A 17,665-nucleotide genomic window follows, 5' to 3' on the forward strand; every position below is an offset into this window, starting at 1 on the left:
TTAGTTTTAAGCCCATTTTTCAGGAAACAGATGAAAAACCCTCTGCTGCTGGCGCTTATGCTATTTTGGCTAGTGACCAAATCCTATGGTCAAACGGAAGCGCCAGCCGTTGGGGCGCCAATTGACCTGGAAACCCAGAAAGGCACCATCAAAGGCACCTTGCTCCTGCCCGCCACGGCCGGAAAGATGCCGGTGGTGCTGCTTATTTCAGGCTCCGGTCCCACCGACCGCGATGGCAACAATCCCGCCATGAAAAACAACAGCCTGAAAATGGTGGCCGAGGCCTTTTACGCGCAGGGAATCGCCTCGGTACGATTTGACAAACGCGGAATTGCAGCCAGTAAAGAAGCGGCCCTGTCAGAGTTCGATCTCCGGTTCGATCATTACGTGCAGGATGCCGTCGCTTGGATCCAGAAGCTGAAAGGCGACCCGCGGTTCAGCAAAGTAGTGGTGCTGGGCCACAGCGAGGGTTCTCTTATTGGCATGGTCGCTGCCCGCCAAGCGCAAGCCGATGCCTTCATCTCTGTTTCCGGCGCCGGCCAATCCGCCGATAAGGTCCTCCGGCATCAATTGCAGGGTCAGCCACCCATGGTGAAGGAAGCCGCTTTCCCTATCCTGGACCAACTGGCGCAGGGCAAAGCCGTGCCGGAAGTTACCCCCATGCTGGCCTCGCTGTTTCGGCCCAGCGTGCAGCCGTATCTTATCTCATGGTTCAAGTTTGATCCGCAGGTAGAGCTGGCCAAATTAAAGATTCCAGTGTTGGTGGTACAAGGAACGGCAGATCTGCAGGTGAGTGTGCAGGACGCCCATTATCTTATGGGTGCAGCAGGCAAAGGCCAACTCGTTCTCCTTGACAACATGAACCATGTGCTCAAGGAAACCACCTCTGACCGCAACGCCAACCTCAGCACCTACTCCAATCCTTCTTTGCCGCTGGCCGCTGGCCTCACGCCCGCACTGGTGACGTTTGTGAAGGCTGTTAAGTAGAGGAAATCAGGCAGTGAGAAGACTATTCAGAACTTACCACAGGCAATTCACCTTCGAGTTTCACCAACCGAGGAAACTGATTCGAGAGTATATCTTACACCAAAAGCACCGAAACAAAAGCTTACTAGACGCGCTCACCGCCTTTCCGCTCGTCTACAGCCAGGTCACCATTACCGGAGACAACCTATTGGAGATCAGTATTCCTCAAAAAGGGAGGATTGTGATTTCCCTAATCAGCAACCAAGATAAGTTGAGCACTCGAATGGATTGCGAGATCATTCCCTACTTTAACGGGAACATCTATGGGTTTTACTTCTTTAATATCTTTCTCACCCTACTATCAGCCATCGGTCTTCTCCTACAAACCAACTGGTTTATGGTGACTGGGCTTATATGCACTTGGGGTTTACCCTTTATAATCTTCCACTTGACGAGAAAATGGAACATAGACCAACTAAGGGAGGAGTTGGAGGGCTTTGTAAAAGATATTAGCCTGCAGACAAGCAAAAAGAAATCTAGCTACAGGTCCTCCTGAAAAGATCTTGTGGGCTAACGTTTATTGCTTTTCTCCAGGTCTTCTGAATTCAGCGCCACCGTTTTAACAAGTCTGCCCGATTAGGGGCTGTTTAATTGAAAACAGCCCCTAATCGGGCAGACTTGTGTTTGGGGCAACGTTTAGCTAAAGCACACTTAATTCGCCCTCACGATCCTTTCAGGATGACAAAAATCAGGGAACACCTATAAATAGTAGGTAACCAGATTAGGAGGACTATCTACCAGCCGCTGGTCAACACATCAGCGATGTGGAGGACTTTGATGGGCTTGCCTTGTTTGCGGCTGTAGGCGTCCAGGTGCATGAGGCAGCTGGTATCGGTAGAGACAATGTACTCGGCGCCGGTGCTGAGGGCGTTCTCTACCTTCTGTTCTCCCATGGCCACGGAGATGGATTCAAACTTCGTGGCGAAAGTGCCCCCGAAGCCACAGCAGGTCTCGGTGTCTCGCATTTCGGTCAGTTCCAGGCCTTGCACCATGCCCAAAAGTCGGCGCGGACCTTCTTTGATGCTGCACTCGCGCAGGGCGCTGCAGGAATCATGGTAGGTGACTTTGGCATCCAGGCGGGCACCGGGGATTTCCTGCACTTGCAGCACATCGGTGAGGAACTCGGTTAACTCCAAGACTTTGCGCTCCATGGCGCGGTACCGCACGAAGTTGGAAGAGGTCATGAAGATGTTGGAGTAGGCGTTCCGGATCATGCCCACGCAGGAGGCCGAGGGCGCCACAATGTAGTCGCTGTCCTCTGAGGAGAAGTCTTCCAGGAACTTGTCTGCCACCTGGCGGCACTCTTTTTGGTAACCGGCGTTGTAAGCGGGCTGTCCGCAGCAGGTCTGGTTAGTGTTGTAGCGCACGGTGCAACCCAAAGACTCTAACAGTTTCACCATGTTCCAGGCCGTCTGCGGAAACAGCTGGTCTATGAAACAGGGAATAAATATATCAACTACCGGCTGTGCCATCTGGTTTAATGCAAGTGGAATACATGGGATGCCTGGGCCAGGGACCGGCCAAGCGCCGCTTGGTTCAGGTTCAAAGGTACGCCTTTCTCCTGTAAATAAGAGAGCATTTTCTCGGTGGGCATGTTGCCTACCAGATCGTCTTTGGCCATGGGGCAGCCGCCATATCCCAGCAAAGCGCCGTCCATGCGCCGGCAGCCGCTTACGTAGGCAGCCTCCACCTTCTCGCGCCAGGTATTGGGTTTGGTATGCAGGTGCGCCCCGAACTCAATCTGCGGGAAAGCCGGAATCAGCGTAGAAAACAAATCCTGGATTGTGCCCGGATCAGAGACCCCAATCGTATCTGACAGCGAGATGATCCTGATGTCCAGGGCCGCCAGTTTTTGGGTCATCTCCCCCGCTAAGGCAGGCTCCCAGGGTTCCCCATAAGGATTCCCGAAACCCATGGACAGGTACAACACCAGTTCTTTGCCATGTTTTAAGCACAGCTCCTGCATCTGGGCCACTTCGTCCAACGCCTCAGCGATGCTCTTGTTGGTGTTGCGCCGCTGGAACTCCTCGGACAAAGACAAGGGAAACCCGATGTACCGGATTTGGGGCTGCTCCACTGCCTGTTGGGCCCCGCGAAGGTTAGCTACAATGGCCAGAAGTTTGGTTTGCGATACGGAAGTAACAAGTTGGGCCAGCACCTCGGCGGTATCCGCCATCTGCGGAATCGCCTTAGGTGAGACAAAAGACCCGAAATCAAGGGAATCGAACCCAACCTCCAGCAGGGTTTGCAGGTACTTCACTTTTTCCTGGGTAGGCACAAATTGGGACAAGCCTTGCATGGCATCGCGGGGACACTCAATTATTTTCATAGGACAAGTTTAGTCATTGTGGCGCGCTTTGGCGCCAGCTTTCGGCTAGAATATTTGCCCTAGCATACGGATTACCCGGCACAACGCTTATTTTGCAGAGGCGGTGCCGATGACCGTCCGCCTAAAACCTACCTCCAGCACCATGGCCAACGCGCACGCCTCCCTTTTCCGGCAAGATCCTATCCTGTACCAACTGGTATTGCAGGCATCAGAGATTAAAATATCTGATGCTTCGCGGCCCATTTACGAGGCGCTGTTCAGTTCGGTCATCTCGCAGCAACTATCGGTGAAGGCGGCGGCCACCATCAAGGCGCGGTTTCTGGCCTTGTTTCCGGAAAACTATCCAGATCCGGGTTTGGTCCTTTCCCTCTCGGTGGAGCAGATGCGGGCGGTGGGGCTGTCGCGCCAGAAAATAGGCTACCTGCAGAACATCGCGGAACACAAAGCCGCCGGCAAACTGGAAGACGACCAACTGGCGCACCTCCCAGATGAGGAACTCATCACGCAGTTAATAGAGATAAAAGGAATCGGCCGCTGGACGGCAGAGATGATTCTGATGTTCGCGTTGCACCGCCCCGATGTCATGCCAGTGGATGACCTGGGTATTTACAACGCCATGAAACGCCTGTACAGCCTAGAGGACGCCCACAAAAAAGCCCGGGCCAATATGATGAAACTTTCAGAGCCGTGGCGCCCCCATCGGACACTGGCCTGCCGTTACCTGTGGCAGTCCTTGAACAATGTGCCGGAGGTGAGTTCTGAGATTAAAGAATAAAGTCCTGAGTCTTGCGTTCTGAGTCCTGAGTTATTTAGGGGCTGTTTTTAAGAAATCGGCCATAAATCAGGTTTACCGCACTTTCTGGCGTTTGACAAGGTAGGCTTGCAGGACTTTGTCGATGGGCTCCTTGAGGTCCACGGAAACCAGGTCAATGCGGTACTGGCCGCAGCGCAGTTTCAGTTCGTTCTTGAATTGCTGCATGGCCTTCACATAGGCGTCCCTGATTTCGGCAGGCTGCACTTTTATTTTCTCGCCGTTCTCCAAGCCATGGAACATGAAAGGCTTATCGGGGAAATGGAATTCTTCCTCCGTCTCTGCGTGGGTGATGTGGAACAGAAGCACCTCGTGCTGTTGGTGCCGCAGGTGTTGCAGGGCTAGGAATATCTCATCTAACTGCTCGTATTGGCTAAGTAGATCACTGAATAAGATCACCAGCGAGCGCTTGGGCAACTGTTGGGCCACGTGGTGCAGCATGGAAGCCACCCGGGTTTCCTTCTGCGGCGGAGCGGGTTTCTGCAATTGCTGTTGCAGGGCCAGCAAGAGCGTATGCAAATGCGCACCGGTAGATTTGATGGGCGTCTGGAACTCAATACCGTCGGCGAAGGTGGTGAGTCCTACGGCATCGCGCTGCCTCTGCAGCAGGGTGGCCAATGCGGCGGCGCTCAGCACCGCGTAAGAAAGCTTCCCGTAATTATTAATGGGGTAATACATGGACCCAGACACGTCTAAAAGAAGCTGGCAGCGCAGGTTGGTCTCCTCCTCGTAGCGTTTCACGAAGAGCTTTTCGGTACGGGCGAAGACTTTCCAGTCCATGTGCCGGGTACTCTCGCCGGAATTGTAGAGCCGGTGCTCAGAGAACTCCACCGAGAAGCCGTGGTACGGCGATTTATGCAGGCCCGTGATAAACCCTTCCACCAACCGCTTGGCCAGAAACTCCAGGTTCTGGATGTTCCGGACACTGTTTAAATCAACGTCTATTCTACTCATGCGTCTTTGTTTACTTTTTGGCTTGGGCCAAGGTGGTTTTCTTGTTTATTGTATTGAGCTTCACCTTCCCATATATTCCCCTATGATGCCCTGATGTTGGCGGCTTTGCGGGAAACATTCATCACGTCACCAGATTTGCGGCTCATGCGGTCCTTGATCCCTCCCACAACGCGGCAGCCGTTCTCCAGATTATACCCCTGTACGCAGGAAATTAGAGGCAAGGTGCCGTGAGCGGCAGTGAGTTCTGCAGGTGGAAGGTTCTCCGCTGTAGGTGTTGTGCTCGGGATGAGAGGCAGCAAAGAAGGTGGCCTCCCCTACTTTCAGCTTGGTCTCGGCGAAGCTTGTCCAAGGCAGCATGCTGAGAGATAGCCAGAATTGCTTTATTCTCATGTAGTTTTGTTCATTACAAACATTAGTACATTCGAATTTACCTATTAAAATTAATCTTAAAAATTTTTAGATGTGAATCTGTTGCTTTAAATTGGCTACTTCAAATAAATAAGGAACCTTCAAGTTATGGTGGAAGAGAACAACGACAAAGCAGAAATCTACTCGCAGAGAGTAAGGGCAGGAAAGCGCACCTATTTCTTTGATGTGAAATCAACCCGCTCCAATGATTACTATCTCACAATCACTGAGAGCAAAAGAAAATTCAAGGACGACAACTACTCTTACGAGAAGCACAAGATTTTCTTGTACAAAGAAGACTTTGCCAAGTTCATGGAAGCGTTGCAGGATACCGTTAACCATGTAAAAGGTGAGTTATTGTCTGAAGAGGCACTGGCGGAACTTGAGCGTTTAGACCATGCTCAATCTGAAGCTGCGGTGGATGAAGAACTAAAGTGGGAATAGTTTCCCCTTGATTCTCCTCAAGCTCATGCCTCGCGTGAGCTTTTTTTATGCTTTCCTGCGTTCTTAAGCCGTTTTTACCAAAACAGCCTTAAAATCTCCGTCCTGTTACCTAGCCGAAGGTTCCTCCTCCAAACTAAAAGCAGCTAGGTATATAACAGAAGGAGGTTGGTTTGGTATGTCCGAAAAAGACTTCTTTGGTCCTTTGTTTCTTGGTTTCCTAAAGGCCACTTAGCCTGTTACGGGATGAAACAAGACCTGGCACTTCTCACAGAAGTACCCGGACCTCTGCCCCTTCCCTATTTTTTCTTTGCGTAAGGGAAGGTGGTCTCGGGGACATTCTTTCTGTTGGTACACCAGCCAGTGTTCTTTTACGGTGCCTTCTCGTTTGCTGTCCAGGTACCGGAAGCTTTGCGTCACGCATTCCTGGATGATGCTTCTGAGGATGGCTTCTGGGATATGGTCTACCTGACTCTCGGGGTGCAGCCGGGCCCTGAACAGCACTTCGTTCTTGATACCGTTCCCCACCCCCGCCAGGATGTTCTGGTCCAATAGCGCGTCACAGATAAGTTGGGTAGGCTGGCGCATTAATTTCTGTAAGGCTTTCTCCTGGTCAAAAGATTCACTCAGCACGTCCGTACTCCAGTCATACATTCTTTCTAATGGCTCTTGCAAGTACCGGCAATCACAAGCGTAGAAGTTGAGGTCACCGTCTTCAAAGGAAAGCCCTAGCTCCAGCGGCCTGTTGACCTCTCCGTTTATGGCGTACTTTCCGAAAAACATCAGGTGAACGCGCACCACGTTCTCCTGAAAGCAAAACAGGATTTCCTTGCCAAAGGTCTTGATCTGGGTAAGTTCCTGCCCTTTCACAAGATCAAACGGGATGTTCCTGGTTTTACCTTTTACCTCCAGTACAACCTGACCGATGAACTGCTCGGTTTGTTCTTTCACGAAAACCATTTGAGGACCTTCGGGCATAGGCTACTTTAAAAAAAATCCCTGCTGCACTGCCCACCTCGGCAGAACAGCAGGGATTCTGGTGGAATGATCTTACACGTTTAAGTTGCCCATCTGCGGGGCGGCATAGCGCTGTCCGGCGGCTACGCCTTTGGGTGCGATGAACTCAATTTCTTCCAGCTCCTCCAGGGATAACGAAACCTGCAACGCACCCACGTTCTCTTCCAGGTACTTTCTTCTCTTAGTACCGGGAATGGGAACAATGTCCTCGCCCTGTGCTAAAAGCCACGCCAAAGCCAATTGACTAGCCGTACAGCCTTTTTTAATGGCCATCTCCTCTATCTTCTGCACCAGATCCAGGTTCTTCTGGAAGTTCTCTCCCTGGAATCGGGGTGAATGCCTGCGGTAGTCATCTTCCGGAATGTCTTCCAGAGTTTTGAATTGACCTGTCAGGAAACCACGTCCTAACGGACTGTACGGCACAAACCCGATTCCCAGTTCCCGGCAGGCGGGCAGAATCTCATCTTCCACGTCGCGGCTCCAGAGCGAATATTCAGTTTGTAGGGCACTGATGGGGTGCACACTGTTGGCTTTGGCGAGCGTAGCGGCTGAGGCTTCGGACAAACCTAAGTACCGCACCTTGCCTTCTTTCACCAGCTCGGCCATGGCGCCCACGGTTTCTTCAATGGGTGTCTGTTTATCTACCCGGTGCTGGTAATACAGATCAATGTGGTCTACGCCTAACCTTCTCAAACTGGCCTCGCAGGCTTTCCGCACATAGTCCGGGGTCCCGTTGATGCCCATGAAATTGCCTTGCGCATCACGCACGTTCCCGAACTTGGTGGCCAATACCACTTGGTCGCGCCTATCTCTGATGGCTTTACCCACCAGTTCCTCGTTGGCTCCTACCCCATACATATCGGCGGTGTCCAGGAAGTCAATGCCCAGGTCCAGCGCGTGGTGAAGGGTGGCAATGGATTCCTGGTCATCACGGTTGCTGTAGAAGTCAGACATGCCCATGCAGCCCAACCCTAACGCCGACACGGTTAACCCCTGGGTACCTAATTTTCTTTTTTCCATAGGTGTATTCACTTGATTGAACAAACGCAGAGTAATCTTTTCTTTACGAGTCCTTCTTATTTGTGGCTGTTTTTGACAAAACAGGCGCTAAACGCCAGGGGTGATTGGGCCTGCTTTCCCTCATAGGTCCTTATTTCATTTAAGGGTTTTATTTAGGCTATGAGTTACCTAAGTCTTGGCAAAGTATTTCTATATTCAAGAAATCTACTAAACCCCTTTCTATGGTGATAAAGAGACTCTTACAAATGACGGTGTTGGGCAGCGCGTTGTGTGCTTTACCGGCTACAGGCCAGGCACAAGGCACGCGGCTCCTGCGCCAGCCCACCCTTAGCGCGAACCATATCGCCTTTGTCTATGCCAATGACATTTGGGTAGCCGAACGCCAGGGCAACAACATCAATCTGGGCTTCGCCCGAAGGCTTACCTCAGATGAAGGCGCTGAAACGAACCCGCATTTTTCACCGGATGGGAAGTGGCTGGCCTTTACCGGCCAGTATGACGGCAATTCTGATGTGTATTTGGTTCCGGTAGAAGGTGGCCAACCCAAGCGCCTGACCTGGCACCCGGGCAGTGATGAGGTCACCGGCTGGACCCCAGACGGCAATTCGGTGCTGTTTGTCTCGGAGCGAGATGGGTACCCAACAGCTGATTCAAAGTTCTTCACCGTGTCCATAAATCAGGGCATGCCCGAGGCGTTGAAAATACCGCAGGCTTACAACGGAGAGTTGTCAGAAGACGGGCGGTTTGCGGCTTTCCAACCCATAGAGTTCTGGGACCCGGAATGGCGAAATTACCGCGGTGGCCAAGCCCAACCCATCTGGATTGTAGACCTGAAAAACTATGCGTTGCAGCAAACGCCCCAGGCCAATAAAGAGCGGCACACCAGCCCAGTGTGGCTTGACGGCATCGTCTACTTCTTGTCTGAACGGGATTATGCGAACAACATCTGGTCTTATAACCCGCAGACCAAAGAAGTAAAACAGCATACCTTTCATAAGCAGTTTGACACCAAGAACCTGGATGCCGCCGCGGGCATGCTGGTCTACGAACAGGCGGGTTACCTGCATCTGCTCAACCCCAAGACCAACGAGACCAAGCAGCTCACCATTGAAGTCCGCGGCGACTTTGACTGGGCCCGTCCCAGGTGGGCAGATATTTTGCCTACGAAGTTAATCAATGCCTCTTTAAGCCCCGGCGGAAAGCGCGCTTTGTTTGAATCAAGGGGCGAGGTGTTCACTGTTCCCAAAGAAGAAGGCGATTGGCGGAACATCTCCCACTCTCCGGGGGCTGCGGACCGCTATCCTACCTGGTCCCCAGACGGTACCAAGATTGCCTGGTTCTCTGATGCCACCGGCGAATACCAGCTCATGATCGGGGACCAGGAAGGGCTTTCCAAGCCCCGCAGCATCGCCATTCCGAATCCCACGTTCTTCTTCAAGCCGGAGTGGTCGCCTAACAACCAGTATGTAGCCTTCACCGATACCGATTACAACCTGTGGTACGTGGAAGTGGCCTCGGGCAAAGTGAAGAAAGCAGATACCGAAGGCTACGCCCACCCAGACAGAACCTTGAACCCGGTTTGGTCGCCCGACAGCAAGTGGCTGGCCTACACCCGCCTGCTGCAAAATCAGTTCAAGGTGGTGAAGGTGCACAACGTAGAAACAAACCAGAACTACCAACTCACCGATAAGATGGCCGATGCCCTTTCTCCGGTGTGGGACGAGAGCGGCAAGTACCTGTATTTCCTGGCCAGCACCAACTACGGCCTGAACACCGGCTGGCTGGACATGAGCAGCTATGACCGTCCGGTTACCCGCAGCTTGTACATGATCGTGCTCTCTAAAGACACGCCTTCGCCGCTGCTGCCCCGCAGCGATGAAGAGGTAGCCCAGGCAGAGGAAACCCCACCTCAGAAACCTACCACCGGCTTGCAGGATACGCCACCCCAAAACAGAAAAGCAGAACCTAGAACCAGAAGCGGGCAGAAAGGCGAAGCAAAGGTGGTGAAACCTACGGTGCAGGTGAAGATTGACATGGAGGGTCTGAGTCAGCGCATTATCCCCATCCAGGTACCGGAGCGCAATTACACTGCCCTCCTCGCAGGGCCTGAAGGCCAGGTCTTCTACCTGGAAACCGTGCCCAACCAGGAAGGAGAAAACCTGCATAAGTACAGCCTCAAAGAGGTGAAGTCCACTGAGTTCCTGACGAAGATCACAGACGCTTCCATTTCCTTTGATAGGAAGAATCTGCTGTACCGCAGCGGCAGTTTCTGGAGCATTGTGTCTACGGCGGCCGTTCCCAAAGCTGGCGAGGGCAAGTTGAAACTCACCGACCTCAAAGTGAAAGTAGACCCTGCCGCGGAATGGAAACAGATCTTTCGGGAAGGCTGGCGCTACCAGCGCGATTTCCTGTACGTGAACAACGTGCACGGAGCACCCTGGAATAAAATCTATGAATGGTATAGCCCCTGGCTGGAGCACGTACGCCACCGCTCAGAGCTGCATTACTTAATAGATATTTTGGGCGGCGAAGTTTCCGTAGGTCACTCCTACACCTCAGGCGGCGACTTCCCCGAGGTGAAACGCGTACCCGTGGGCTTGTTAGGTGCCGACTATGAAGTAGACAAAGGGTTCTACCGCATCGGCAAGATCTACAATGGCGAAGCCTGGAACCCAGACATGCGGGCTCCGCTTCGGGCACCGGGCCTCAACATTAAGCAAGGCGACTATATTCTGGAAGTGAATGGCGTGCCGGTAAAAGCCCCCGAGAACCTCTACAAATTCTTTGAAGCTACCGCAGACCGCCAAACCGTGCTGCGCATCAACAGCAAACCAACCTTGGAGGGGTCTCGCCTGGTGACCGTGGTGCCTGTTCCCAGCGAAGCCAACCTCCGCCGGATTGCCTGGGTTGAAGGAAACCGCCGCAAAGTAGACGAACTCTCGGGCGGCAAACTGGCCTATGTGTATGTGCCTAATACCGGGCAGGGCGGCTACACTTCCTTTAACCGGTACTACTTCGGGCAGCAGGACAAACAAGGTGCCATCATTGATGAACGCAACAACGGCGGAGGCTCCGCCGCCGACTACATGGTAGACATCATGGGCCGCGAGCTGCACGGCTATTTCAACAGCAAAGTAGGTGACCACCGGCCTTTCACCACGCCTATGTCTGGCATCTGGGGACCAAAGGTGATGATTGTGAATGAAATGGCGGGTTCTGGCGGCGACTTGCTTCCGTTTTTGTTCCGGAAAATGCAAATCGGCCCCATTGTAGGCACCCGCACCTGGGGCGGCTTGGTGGGCACTTGGGACACCCCTCCTTTTATAGACGGCGGCCGCATGGTGGCCCCCCGCGGCGGATTTGTGGATGCTAACGGGAATTGGGCTGTGGAAGGCGAAGGCGTTGCGCCAGACATTGAGGTCCTGAACAAACCCGCCGACGTGATTGCCGGGAAAGACCCGCAGTTGGAGCGCGCCGTGGCCGAAGCCCTGGAACTTCTAAGAACCAAAGAGATAAAACTGAAGCCTGAACCAGCCGCCCCAGTTAGGTGGCGCCGACCAGAAGGCTGGGAAAAAGAAGCCGGTTCACTCTCCAAAGAAGTGGGTTCCTCTACTAAATAAGAATTGGTAACCAAAAAGCGGCTGTTCCTAATCGGGCAGCCGCTTTTGTCTTTTCATTATAAGCCTTTTCAAGCCCTGATTTTAAAAAACACGTCTAAAGCAGACCTCAACAAATGGTACTTAAAACCTGCCTCAGAAGCCTTTTACTATTTAGGCGGTGGACCGCTTAGGAATCTGTATATTTGCACCCGCTTCTAAAAAATAGTCTTAGGATAGGCCAACAGACCAGAAGCAGATACATCAACCTTGATTTTAGACCAACCTTATCAATATGGGACTTCGTTGTGGAATAGTGGGTTTGCCAAACGTAGGTAAATCTACGCTGTTCAATGCCTTGTCAAATGCCAAAGCCGAATCGGCTAACTACCCTTTCTGTACCATTGAACCTAACGTGGGCGTGATCACTGTGCCAGATGAGCGGTTAAAGGTGCTGGAAGAACTGGTGCACCCAGAGCGCGTGCTGCCTACCGTGATGGAGTTCGTAGACATTGCCGGTCTGGTAAAAGGTGCCAGCAAAGGCGAAGGCTTGGGCAACAAGTTCCTGGCCAACATCCGGGAAGTAGATGCCATCATCCACGTGATCCGCTGCTTCGATGATCCTAACATTGTGCACGTGGCCGGTGGCGTTGACCCTGTGTTTGACAAAGACGTGATTGACACCGAGCTTCAGCTGAAAGACCTGGAGTCTATTGACAAGAAGATTGCCAAGGTAGAACGCACCGCCAAGTCTGGTGATGCCAAAGCCAAGAAAGAGTTTGCCAGCCTGCAGCGTTTCAAAGACCATCTGGAAAGTGGCAAGAACGCCCGCTCTTTAGATTACTCTGAAGAAGACCTGGAAGCAATTGAAGATTTGCAATTGCTGACCATTAAGCCGGTAATCTATGTTGCCAACGTAGACGAGGAGTCTATCCAGACCGGGAACAAATTCCTGGATGCCTTGAAGGAGCACGTGAAGGATGAGAACGCCCAGGTGGTGGTCATTTCCGCGGCCATTGAAGAGCAGATTGCAGACTTCACCGAGCCAGAGGAAAAAGAGATGTTCCTGGCTGAGTACGGCTTAACCGAGTCTGGTCTGAACCAATTGATCAGAGCCTCTTACTCCTTGCTGGACCTGATCACCTACTTCACGGCTGGGCCCAAAGAAGTACGCGCCTGGACCATCCGCAAAGGCTGGAAGGCTCCGCAGGCGGCTGGTGTCATCCACACAGACTTTGAGAAAGGCTTTATCCGGGCCGAGGTCATCAAACTGAAGGATTATGTAGAATATAAAACCGAAGGCAAGATCAAAGAGGCCGGTAAAATGGCGCTGGAAGGAAAAGACTACGTGGTGCAAGACGGCGATATCATGCACTTTAGATTCAATGTGTAATTGATTACTAGTACTTTATAGAAAAAGGGGAGCCGATGGCTCCCCTTTTTCATTTTACCGATTTGTATAAACCTACCCTCTTGGAAAGGCTCTCCTCAACGAAAGAAGCCTAATTTTTAGTATTGGAAGTAGAATAAAAATAACTTTTACAAAAATTAATCGTCTCATTATATGGGACTTACTAAATATTAGAATTCCTTTTTATTGATAAAAGGAAACATTTTGCCGTAAAACCTGTAAATATGTGCAGATTACTATATTACAACTCTCTAAAACTATGAAAAAAACCTTACTTAAAGCTTCTGTACTCGGCGCGATGCTGCTGTCTATGGTTGCTCCATCGGAAACAATAGCGCAGTCTGCCGACAGACCTTGGGGCTTATCGCTCTACGGTAGCGCCAACCAGGCCCGGACAAACATGAGAAATGATATCTGGGATATGAGCAATTCTTCATGGGGTGGTGGTTTAGGCATTAACCGGTACTTGTCGCCTTCTTTCGATGTGGCCTTGCAGTTGAACTATTTCAACCTGAAGCAAGATGCCAACAACGTAACCTACAACGTAACTGGTTTCGGGCCGGGCCGTTTTGACGACGAAGTTGGAACCGCTAACCTGGGTCTTAAACTGAAGTTGAACAACGGCAAGATCCTGAGCGAAACTGCTTTCCTGCAGCCTTACCTGATTGCCGGTATTGGTGCCCAGTACGCCAGCGTAGAAGCCTACCTGCCGGTAGCCAGACCAGGCGGAACCAATGAGTTCAAGTACGATGAAGGCATGCTGCGCATGAACTACATGGGTGGTGCCGGTATCGGTTTCAAAATCACCGAGGGTATCAGCATTTTTGCCCAGTCTACCCTCAACTACCCAAGCACTAACCTGCTGGACGGTATCTCTCCTGCTGGGTCAGATGAGCTGAACGACCGTTACCTGCAGCACCAATTCGGTCTTACCTTCGGTTTAGGCAAAGCCACTGATACAGACGGTGACGGTGTTTCTGACCGCCGCGACAAATGCCCAGACACTCCGGCTGGCGTGCAGGTAGACAAAACCGGTTGCCCGCTTGATGGCGATGGTGACGGTGTTCCAGATTACCAAGACAAATGTCCTACTGAAGCCGGTACTGCTGCTTTGGAAGGCTGCCCAGACAAAGACGGCGACGGTGTGCGTGACTCAGAAGATGAGTGCCCAGACCAAGCTGGTCCTGCTGCTACAAGAGGTTGCCCAGATGCAGACGGTGACGGTGTAGCTGACAAAAACGACACTTGCCCTAACACTCCTGCCGGAACTCGCGTTGACGCCAGCGGATGTCCAGTAGTAGTTGACCGTGACAATGATGGTGTAAACGATGATGTTGACCGTTGCCCAGATGTTGCCGGTTCTGCCGCTAACATGGGTTGCCCAGGCTTAGATGTGGAAGACAGCACCTACATGGCCCGCGTTCCTAAGATTGAGTTTGAGTTCAACAGAGCCGTTCTGAAGAGAACTTCTTACCCAACTCTGGACAGAATGTCAACCATGTTGTCTAAATATCCGCACTACAACCTGCGTATCTCTGGCCACGCTGACCACATTGGTTCTAACGAGTACAACCAAGAGCTTTCTGTTCGCAGAGCAGACGCCGCTAAGTCTTACTTGACAAACCAAAAAGGAGTAGCTTCTGACCGTATCATCACCGAAGGATTCGGCGAAGAGCGTCCGGTTGCCCCTAACACCACCAACGCCGGCCGTGCTAGAAACCGCCGCGCTGAGTTCCGCCTCTTCATCCAGTAATGGAAGAGTGGCTTGATTGAAAGCTAGAAAATGCCCAGCCGTTTGGCTGGGCATTTTTATTTTAGGCCTGATTTTTTGAAAACGATGGAAAAAGAACAGAAACCAGAAGTCTGGCTGCGCGGTCCTCTTCCAGATGTACCCGCGCCGCTGCAACCAGTGGCCCATGCCCTGCTCCAGGCCCGGGAAGAAGTGCAGAGATACCTGGCCGGGTTCCCCGATCACCTGCTTTGGGAAATACCCGCAGGGGTGGCTTCGGTGGGCTTTCACCTGCAGCACCTTGCGGGAGTACTGGACCGTCTCTGCACCTATGCCCGCGGAGAGACCTTATCTGAGGCGGCCCTCGCTTACCTGAAATCAGAAGGAACTCCTCCACCAAACGGCACCACTACAGAAGATTTAAGGCTGATTTTCGATAAACAGGTAGAAAACACCTTGCAGCAACTGAAGCAAACAGGTCCTGAGACGCTAACCCAGTTCAGAGGCGTAGGTAGGGCGCAGCTACCGTCTACGGTAGGCGGGCTGCTCTTCCATGCCGCGGAGCACACGCAGCGCCACGTAGGCCAACTGCTGGTCACCACCAGAATCCTGCTGGCCGATGTGCTCCAATGAAAAAAAAGCTATTCATCCCGTTACCTAAGTCTAGAAACAGAAAATGCCTGAACTGAGTCAGGCATTTTCTGTTTACGGGCCGTTTTGCTAAAACAAGGCCAAAACGCAGGTTAGTTGTAGTGAGGCAGGACGTTGTATACCTCGCCGTACTCCAGCATTTGCTGCGTGAAGTTTTCTGGGTAAACCAGCAGCACGTCTACCACCTTTCCGTCTTTCACCACCGGGGTAAGTTTTGGCTGGATGAATCCTTGGTACGGGGCAATATTCAGTTTGCTGTACCGCTGCAGCACCTCTTGGTGCAGGGCTTTGTCTACGTTCACTCCGTAGGTCTCCACCAGGTTCTGGGCAGCTTTATAATCGCCTTCTGAGGTGATGCGCTGGGTCTCGCGCAGCAACTGCCCAAAAAGGTCCCGCAGCTTGGCGTAGTCGTTGATCTTGAAATAGGTTTTGCCCTGGCGGCTCACGCGCTCAATCACCTTGTCTTTCTTGCCTTTCTCGTACGCCCAGGCGGCCACCATTTGGCGGTTGCGCATATGGTCTTCCTCAATCTTCTCACCGGGCGCTAGGCGCGATAACTGCGTCATAAGCCCGTTGCGGATGTAGGCATCATACTCGGCTTTGCCCACCTCCAGAGAAGGCATCACGCCAATCTGCACCAGTTTGGGATCTAGCACATAATACAGGGCCACCAGATCGGCACGGCCTTCTTCCATGGTGCTGGCGTAGTTCTTCAGGGTCTGCTTGGGCGTTCCCACCCCGGGATTGATCTGCCCGGAGGCGTGGCCTATCACCTCGTGCATGTCGGTATGGAGGTCGCCGGCAAGCGAGGCGAACTTCTTGCCGCGATCGATCTCTTCCTGGTTGAAGGCGAACTCGCTCAGGGCGCTGCCGCCCGTGTTGGCCGACTCAGTGTACGCGTGCACGATGTTGCCCAGGTTCACCGACTTGGAGCCGTGCTCTTTCCTGATCCAATTGGCGTTGGGCAGGTTGATCCCGATAGGCGTTGCTGGGGCCGCATCGCCGCTTTCTACCACCGTAGTGATAACTTTGGCCGTGATGCCTACCACGTTCTTTTTCTTGTGCTGCGGCAAGAGCGGCGAGTTGTCTTCAAACCACTGGGCCTGGTCGCCTATGGCTTTGATGCGTTTGGTCGCCTCCACGTCCTTGAAAGACACCACCGATTCAAAGGAGCCCTTAATCCCTAAAGGATCGTCGTAGACCTCAATAAACCCGTTCACCACGTCAATCTGCGAATCCACGTCCTTGACCCAGGCAATGTTGTACTCGTCAAACACCTTCAGGTCGCCGGTGCGGTAGAACTCGGCCAGTTTCTGCAAGGCCAGACGCTGCTGATCGTTCTCAGCTACGGTGACGGCTTTGTCCAGCCAGAACACAATGCGCTCAATGGCCGGCCCGTACATGCCGCCCACTTTCCAAGATTTCTCCACCACCTGGCCGTTCTCTTTCACCACCTTGGAGTTGAGGCCGTGTGAAACTGGGCGCGGATCGTTCTTGTTGTCTTTTTTGGCGTAGAACGCCTCCACTTCTTTCTGGGTGAGGCCCTCGTAGAAATTTACCGCCGAGGTTTTGATCAGGTCCTGCCCGGCGGATTTGTTTACCTGCTTGGCATCCAGGTTTGGGTCGAACAAGATGGGCGTGATCCATTTGATGAAGGTTTCCACGTTCTCGCCGGGCTGCAGGGGCAATTGATTTGCCGGCACCTTCCGGATTGAGGCGGCCAGGAACTCCTGGCTGAACTCAGGCATGATCTTGTTGGCCGAGTAATGGTGGTGGATGCCGTTGGAGAACCACACACGCTTGGTATACTCCATGAACTTCTGCCAATCCACGGACGTGGAGCGGTCGCGCTTGTTCTGCACCAGGGCGTCCAGCGTGCGCCTGATGCGCAGATTGTGCTTGTAGTTCTGGTCATAGATGATGTCGCGGCCAGAGAGGGCGGCTTCATAGAGGTAATACAGCAACTCCTTCTGTTTGGCGGTCAGGTTCTCAAAACCTGGCACGCGATAGCGCAGGATACGCAGATCAGCAAACTGCTCAGAAACGTAATTGAAGGCAGTATCCTCCACTATGACCTGGGGCGGGGAAGTGCGGGAGATGGGACCGATTTCCTGGTTTTTGACGATGCTGGATTCACCGGGCATCATGGCCGGAGAGGAAGCTGCCGTGGTTTTCTTGCCGCAACTACCGGCCAGCAAAGAGGCCAGCAGCAGCGCCGATGCGGCTATGGGGGTTTTCTTCATGTTATTTTCTAAGGTTTGATCCTTTAAAA

14 protein-coding genes are annotated in these 17,665 nt (G+C 52.6%); 7 read left to right on the forward strand and 7 right to left on the reverse strand.

Annotation, left to right across the window (positions count from 1 at the left end; genetic code table 11):
• Positions 1-30 precede the first annotated feature (30 nt).
• A complete protein-coding gene (locus FOA19_RS13990; RefSeq protein ID WP_149091412.1) occupies positions 31-987 on the forward strand; it encodes an alpha/beta hydrolase in 957 nt (318 codons plus the stop codon).
• 773 nt (positions 988-1,760) lie between these two features.
• On the opposite strand, the gene FOA19_RS13995 is transcribed toward FOA19_RS13990, so the two are convergent.
• The gene (locus FOA19_RS13995) at positions 1,761-2,498 is read right to left on the reverse strand and encodes a (Fe-S)-binding protein (RefSeq protein WP_149091413.1); all 738 of its coding nucleotides are present in this window, start codon (positions 2,496-2,498) and stop codon (positions 1,761-1,763) included.
• 5 nt (positions 2,499-2,503) lie between these two features.
• Positions 2,504-3,355: a hydroxymethylglutaryl-CoA lyase gene (locus tag FOA19_RS14000; protein WP_149091414.1), complete on the reverse strand. Its 852-nt coding sequence runs from the start codon at positions 3,353-3,355 to the stop codon at positions 2,504-2,506.
• A gap of 109 nt (positions 3,356-3,464) precedes the next feature.
• On the opposite strand from FOA19_RS14000, the gene FOA19_RS14005 reads away from it, so the two are divergent.
• Positions 3,465-4,130, forward strand: a complete 666-nt coding sequence (locus tag FOA19_RS14005; RefSeq protein ID WP_149091415.1) for a DNA-3-methyladenine glycosylase family protein — start codon at positions 3,465-3,467, stop codon at positions 4,128-4,130.
• Between the two features lie 72 nt (positions 4,131-4,202).
• On the opposite strand, the gene FOA19_RS14010 is transcribed toward FOA19_RS14005, so the two are convergent.
• On the reverse strand, positions 4,203-5,120 hold the full coding sequence (locus tag FOA19_RS14010; protein WP_149091416.1) for a DUF58 domain-containing protein: 918 nt from the start codon (positions 5,118-5,120) through the stop codon (positions 4,203-4,205).
• A 189-nt stretch (positions 5,121-5,309) separates the two neighbouring features.
• The gene (locus FOA19_RS14015; RefSeq protein ID WP_149091417.1) at positions 5,310-5,510 is read right to left on the reverse strand and encodes a hypothetical protein; all 201 of its coding nucleotides are present in this window, start codon (positions 5,508-5,510) and stop codon (positions 5,310-5,312) included.
• A gap of 129 nt (positions 5,511-5,639) precedes the next feature.
• On the opposite strand from FOA19_RS14015, the gene FOA19_RS14020 reads away from it, so the two are divergent.
• The gene (locus FOA19_RS14020; RefSeq protein ID WP_149091948.1) at positions 5,640-5,972 is read left to right on the forward strand and encodes a DUF3276 family protein; all 333 of its coding nucleotides are present in this window, start codon (positions 5,640-5,642) and stop codon (positions 5,970-5,972) included.
• Positions 5,973-6,200: 228 nt separating this feature from the next.
• Here FOA19_RS14020 and FOA19_RS14025 read toward each other — a convergent pair whose 3' ends face one another.
• Together FOA19_RS14025 and FOA19_RS14030 are read right to left on the reverse strand one after the other, a co-directional pair.
• Positions 6,201-6,947: a DNA-formamidopyrimidine glycosylase family protein gene (locus FOA19_RS14025; protein ID WP_149091418.1), complete on the reverse strand. Its 747-nt coding sequence runs from the start codon at positions 6,945-6,947 to the stop codon at positions 6,201-6,203.
• A 72-nt stretch (positions 6,948-7,019) separates the two neighbouring features.
• Positions 7,020-8,006 carry an aldo/keto reductase gene (locus FOA19_RS14030; RefSeq protein WP_149091419.1) on the reverse strand — a complete coding sequence of 329 codons (987 nt, stop codon included), beginning with the start codon at positions 8,004-8,006 and terminating at the stop codon, positions 7,020-7,022.
• A 221-nt stretch (positions 8,007-8,227) separates the two neighbouring features.
• Here FOA19_RS14030 and FOA19_RS14035 point away from each other — a divergent pair, with 221 nt between their 5' ends.
• The 4 genes from FOA19_RS14035 to FOA19_RS14050 all read left to right on the forward strand — a co-directional run bounded on the left by FOA19_RS14035 (position 8,228) and on the right by FOA19_RS14050 (position 15,375).
• Positions 8,228-11,626: a S41 family peptidase gene (locus FOA19_RS14035; RefSeq protein WP_223808898.1), complete on the forward strand. Its 3,399-nt coding sequence runs from the start codon at positions 8,228-8,230 to the stop codon at positions 11,624-11,626.
• 271 nt (positions 11,627-11,897) lie between these two features.
• Positions 11,898-12,995, forward strand: coding sequence for a redox-regulated ATPase YchF (ychF, locus tag FOA19_RS14040; RefSeq protein ID WP_149091420.1), 1,098 nt, complete (start codon positions 11,898-11,900; stop codon positions 12,993-12,995).
• A gap of 277 nt (positions 12,996-13,272) precedes the next feature.
• On the forward strand, positions 13,273-14,766 hold the full coding sequence (locus tag FOA19_RS23725; RefSeq protein ID WP_149091421.1) for an OmpA family protein: 1,494 nt from the start codon (positions 13,273-13,275) through the stop codon (positions 14,764-14,766).
• Positions 14,767-14,850: 84 nt separating this feature from the next.
• Positions 14,851-15,375 carry a DinB family protein gene (locus tag FOA19_RS14050; RefSeq protein WP_149091422.1) on the forward strand — a complete coding sequence of 175 codons (525 nt, stop codon included), beginning with the start codon at positions 14,851-14,853 and terminating at the stop codon, positions 15,373-15,375.
• Positions 15,376-15,485: 110 nt separating this feature from the next.
• On the opposite strand, the gene FOA19_RS14055 is transcribed toward FOA19_RS14050, so the two are convergent.
• A complete protein-coding gene (locus FOA19_RS14055; RefSeq protein WP_149091423.1) occupies positions 15,486-17,636 on the reverse strand; it encodes a dipeptidyl-peptidase 3 family protein in 2,151 nt (716 codons plus the stop codon).
• Positions 17,637-17,665 lie beyond the last annotated feature (29 nt).

Origin of the sequence: Rufibacter hautae (genome assembly GCF_008271695.1) — a bacterium.
Lineage (GTDB): Bacteria > Bacteroidota > Bacteroidia > Cytophagales > Hymenobacteraceae > Nibribacter > Nibribacter hautae.

Excerpts from the sequence above, each read along its gene's own strand:
- FOA19_RS14055 (WP_149091423.1), bottom strand. The coding sequence starts at position 17,636 with ATGAAGAAAACCCCCATAGCCGCATCGGCGCTGCTGCTGGCCTCTTTG.
- FOA19_RS14030 (WP_149091419.1), bottom strand. The coding sequence starts at position 8,006 with ATGGAAAAAAGAAAATTAGGTACCCAGGGGTTAACCGTGTCGGCGTTA.
- FOA19_RS23725 (WP_149091421.1), top strand. The coding sequence starts at position 13,273 with ATGAAAAAAACCTTACTTAAAGCTTCTGTACTCGGCGCGATGCTGCTG.
- FOA19_RS14010 (WP_149091416.1), bottom strand. The coding sequence starts at position 5,120 with ATGAGTAGAATAGACGTTGATTTAAACAGTGTCCGGAACATCCAGAAC.
- FOA19_RS13995 (WP_149091413.1), bottom strand. The coding sequence starts at position 2,498 with ATGGCACAGCCGGTAGTTGATATATTTATTCCCTGTTTCATAGACCAG.
- FOA19_RS14035 (WP_223808898.1), top strand. The coding sequence starts at position 8,228 with ATGGTGATAAAGAGACTCTTACAAATGACGGTGTTGGGCAGCGCGTTG.
- ychF (WP_149091420.1), top strand. The coding sequence starts at position 11,898 with ATGGGACTTCGTTGTGGAATAGTGGGTTTGCCAAACGTAGGTAAATCT.
- FOA19_RS14015 (WP_149091417.1), bottom strand. The coding sequence starts at position 5,510 with ATGAGAATAAAGCAATTCTGGCTATCTCTCAGCATGCTGCCTTGGACA.
- FOA19_RS14050 (WP_149091422.1), top strand. The coding sequence starts at position 14,851 with ATGGAAAAAGAACAGAAACCAGAAGTCTGGCTGCGCGGTCCTCTTCCA.
- FOA19_RS14025 (WP_149091418.1), bottom strand. The coding sequence starts at position 6,947 with ATGCCCGAAGGTCCTCAAATGGTTTTCGTGAAAGAACAAACCGAGCAG.
- FOA19_RS14000 (WP_149091414.1), bottom strand. The coding sequence starts at position 3,355 with ATGAAAATAATTGAGTGTCCCCGCGATGCCATGCAAGGCTTGTCCCAA.
- FOA19_RS13990 (WP_149091412.1), top strand. The coding sequence starts at position 31 with ATGAAAAACCCTCTGCTGCTGGCGCTTATGCTATTTTGGCTAGTGACC.
- FOA19_RS14005 (WP_149091415.1), top strand. The coding sequence starts at position 3,465 with ATGACCGTCCGCCTAAAACCTACCTCCAGCACCATGGCCAACGCGCAC.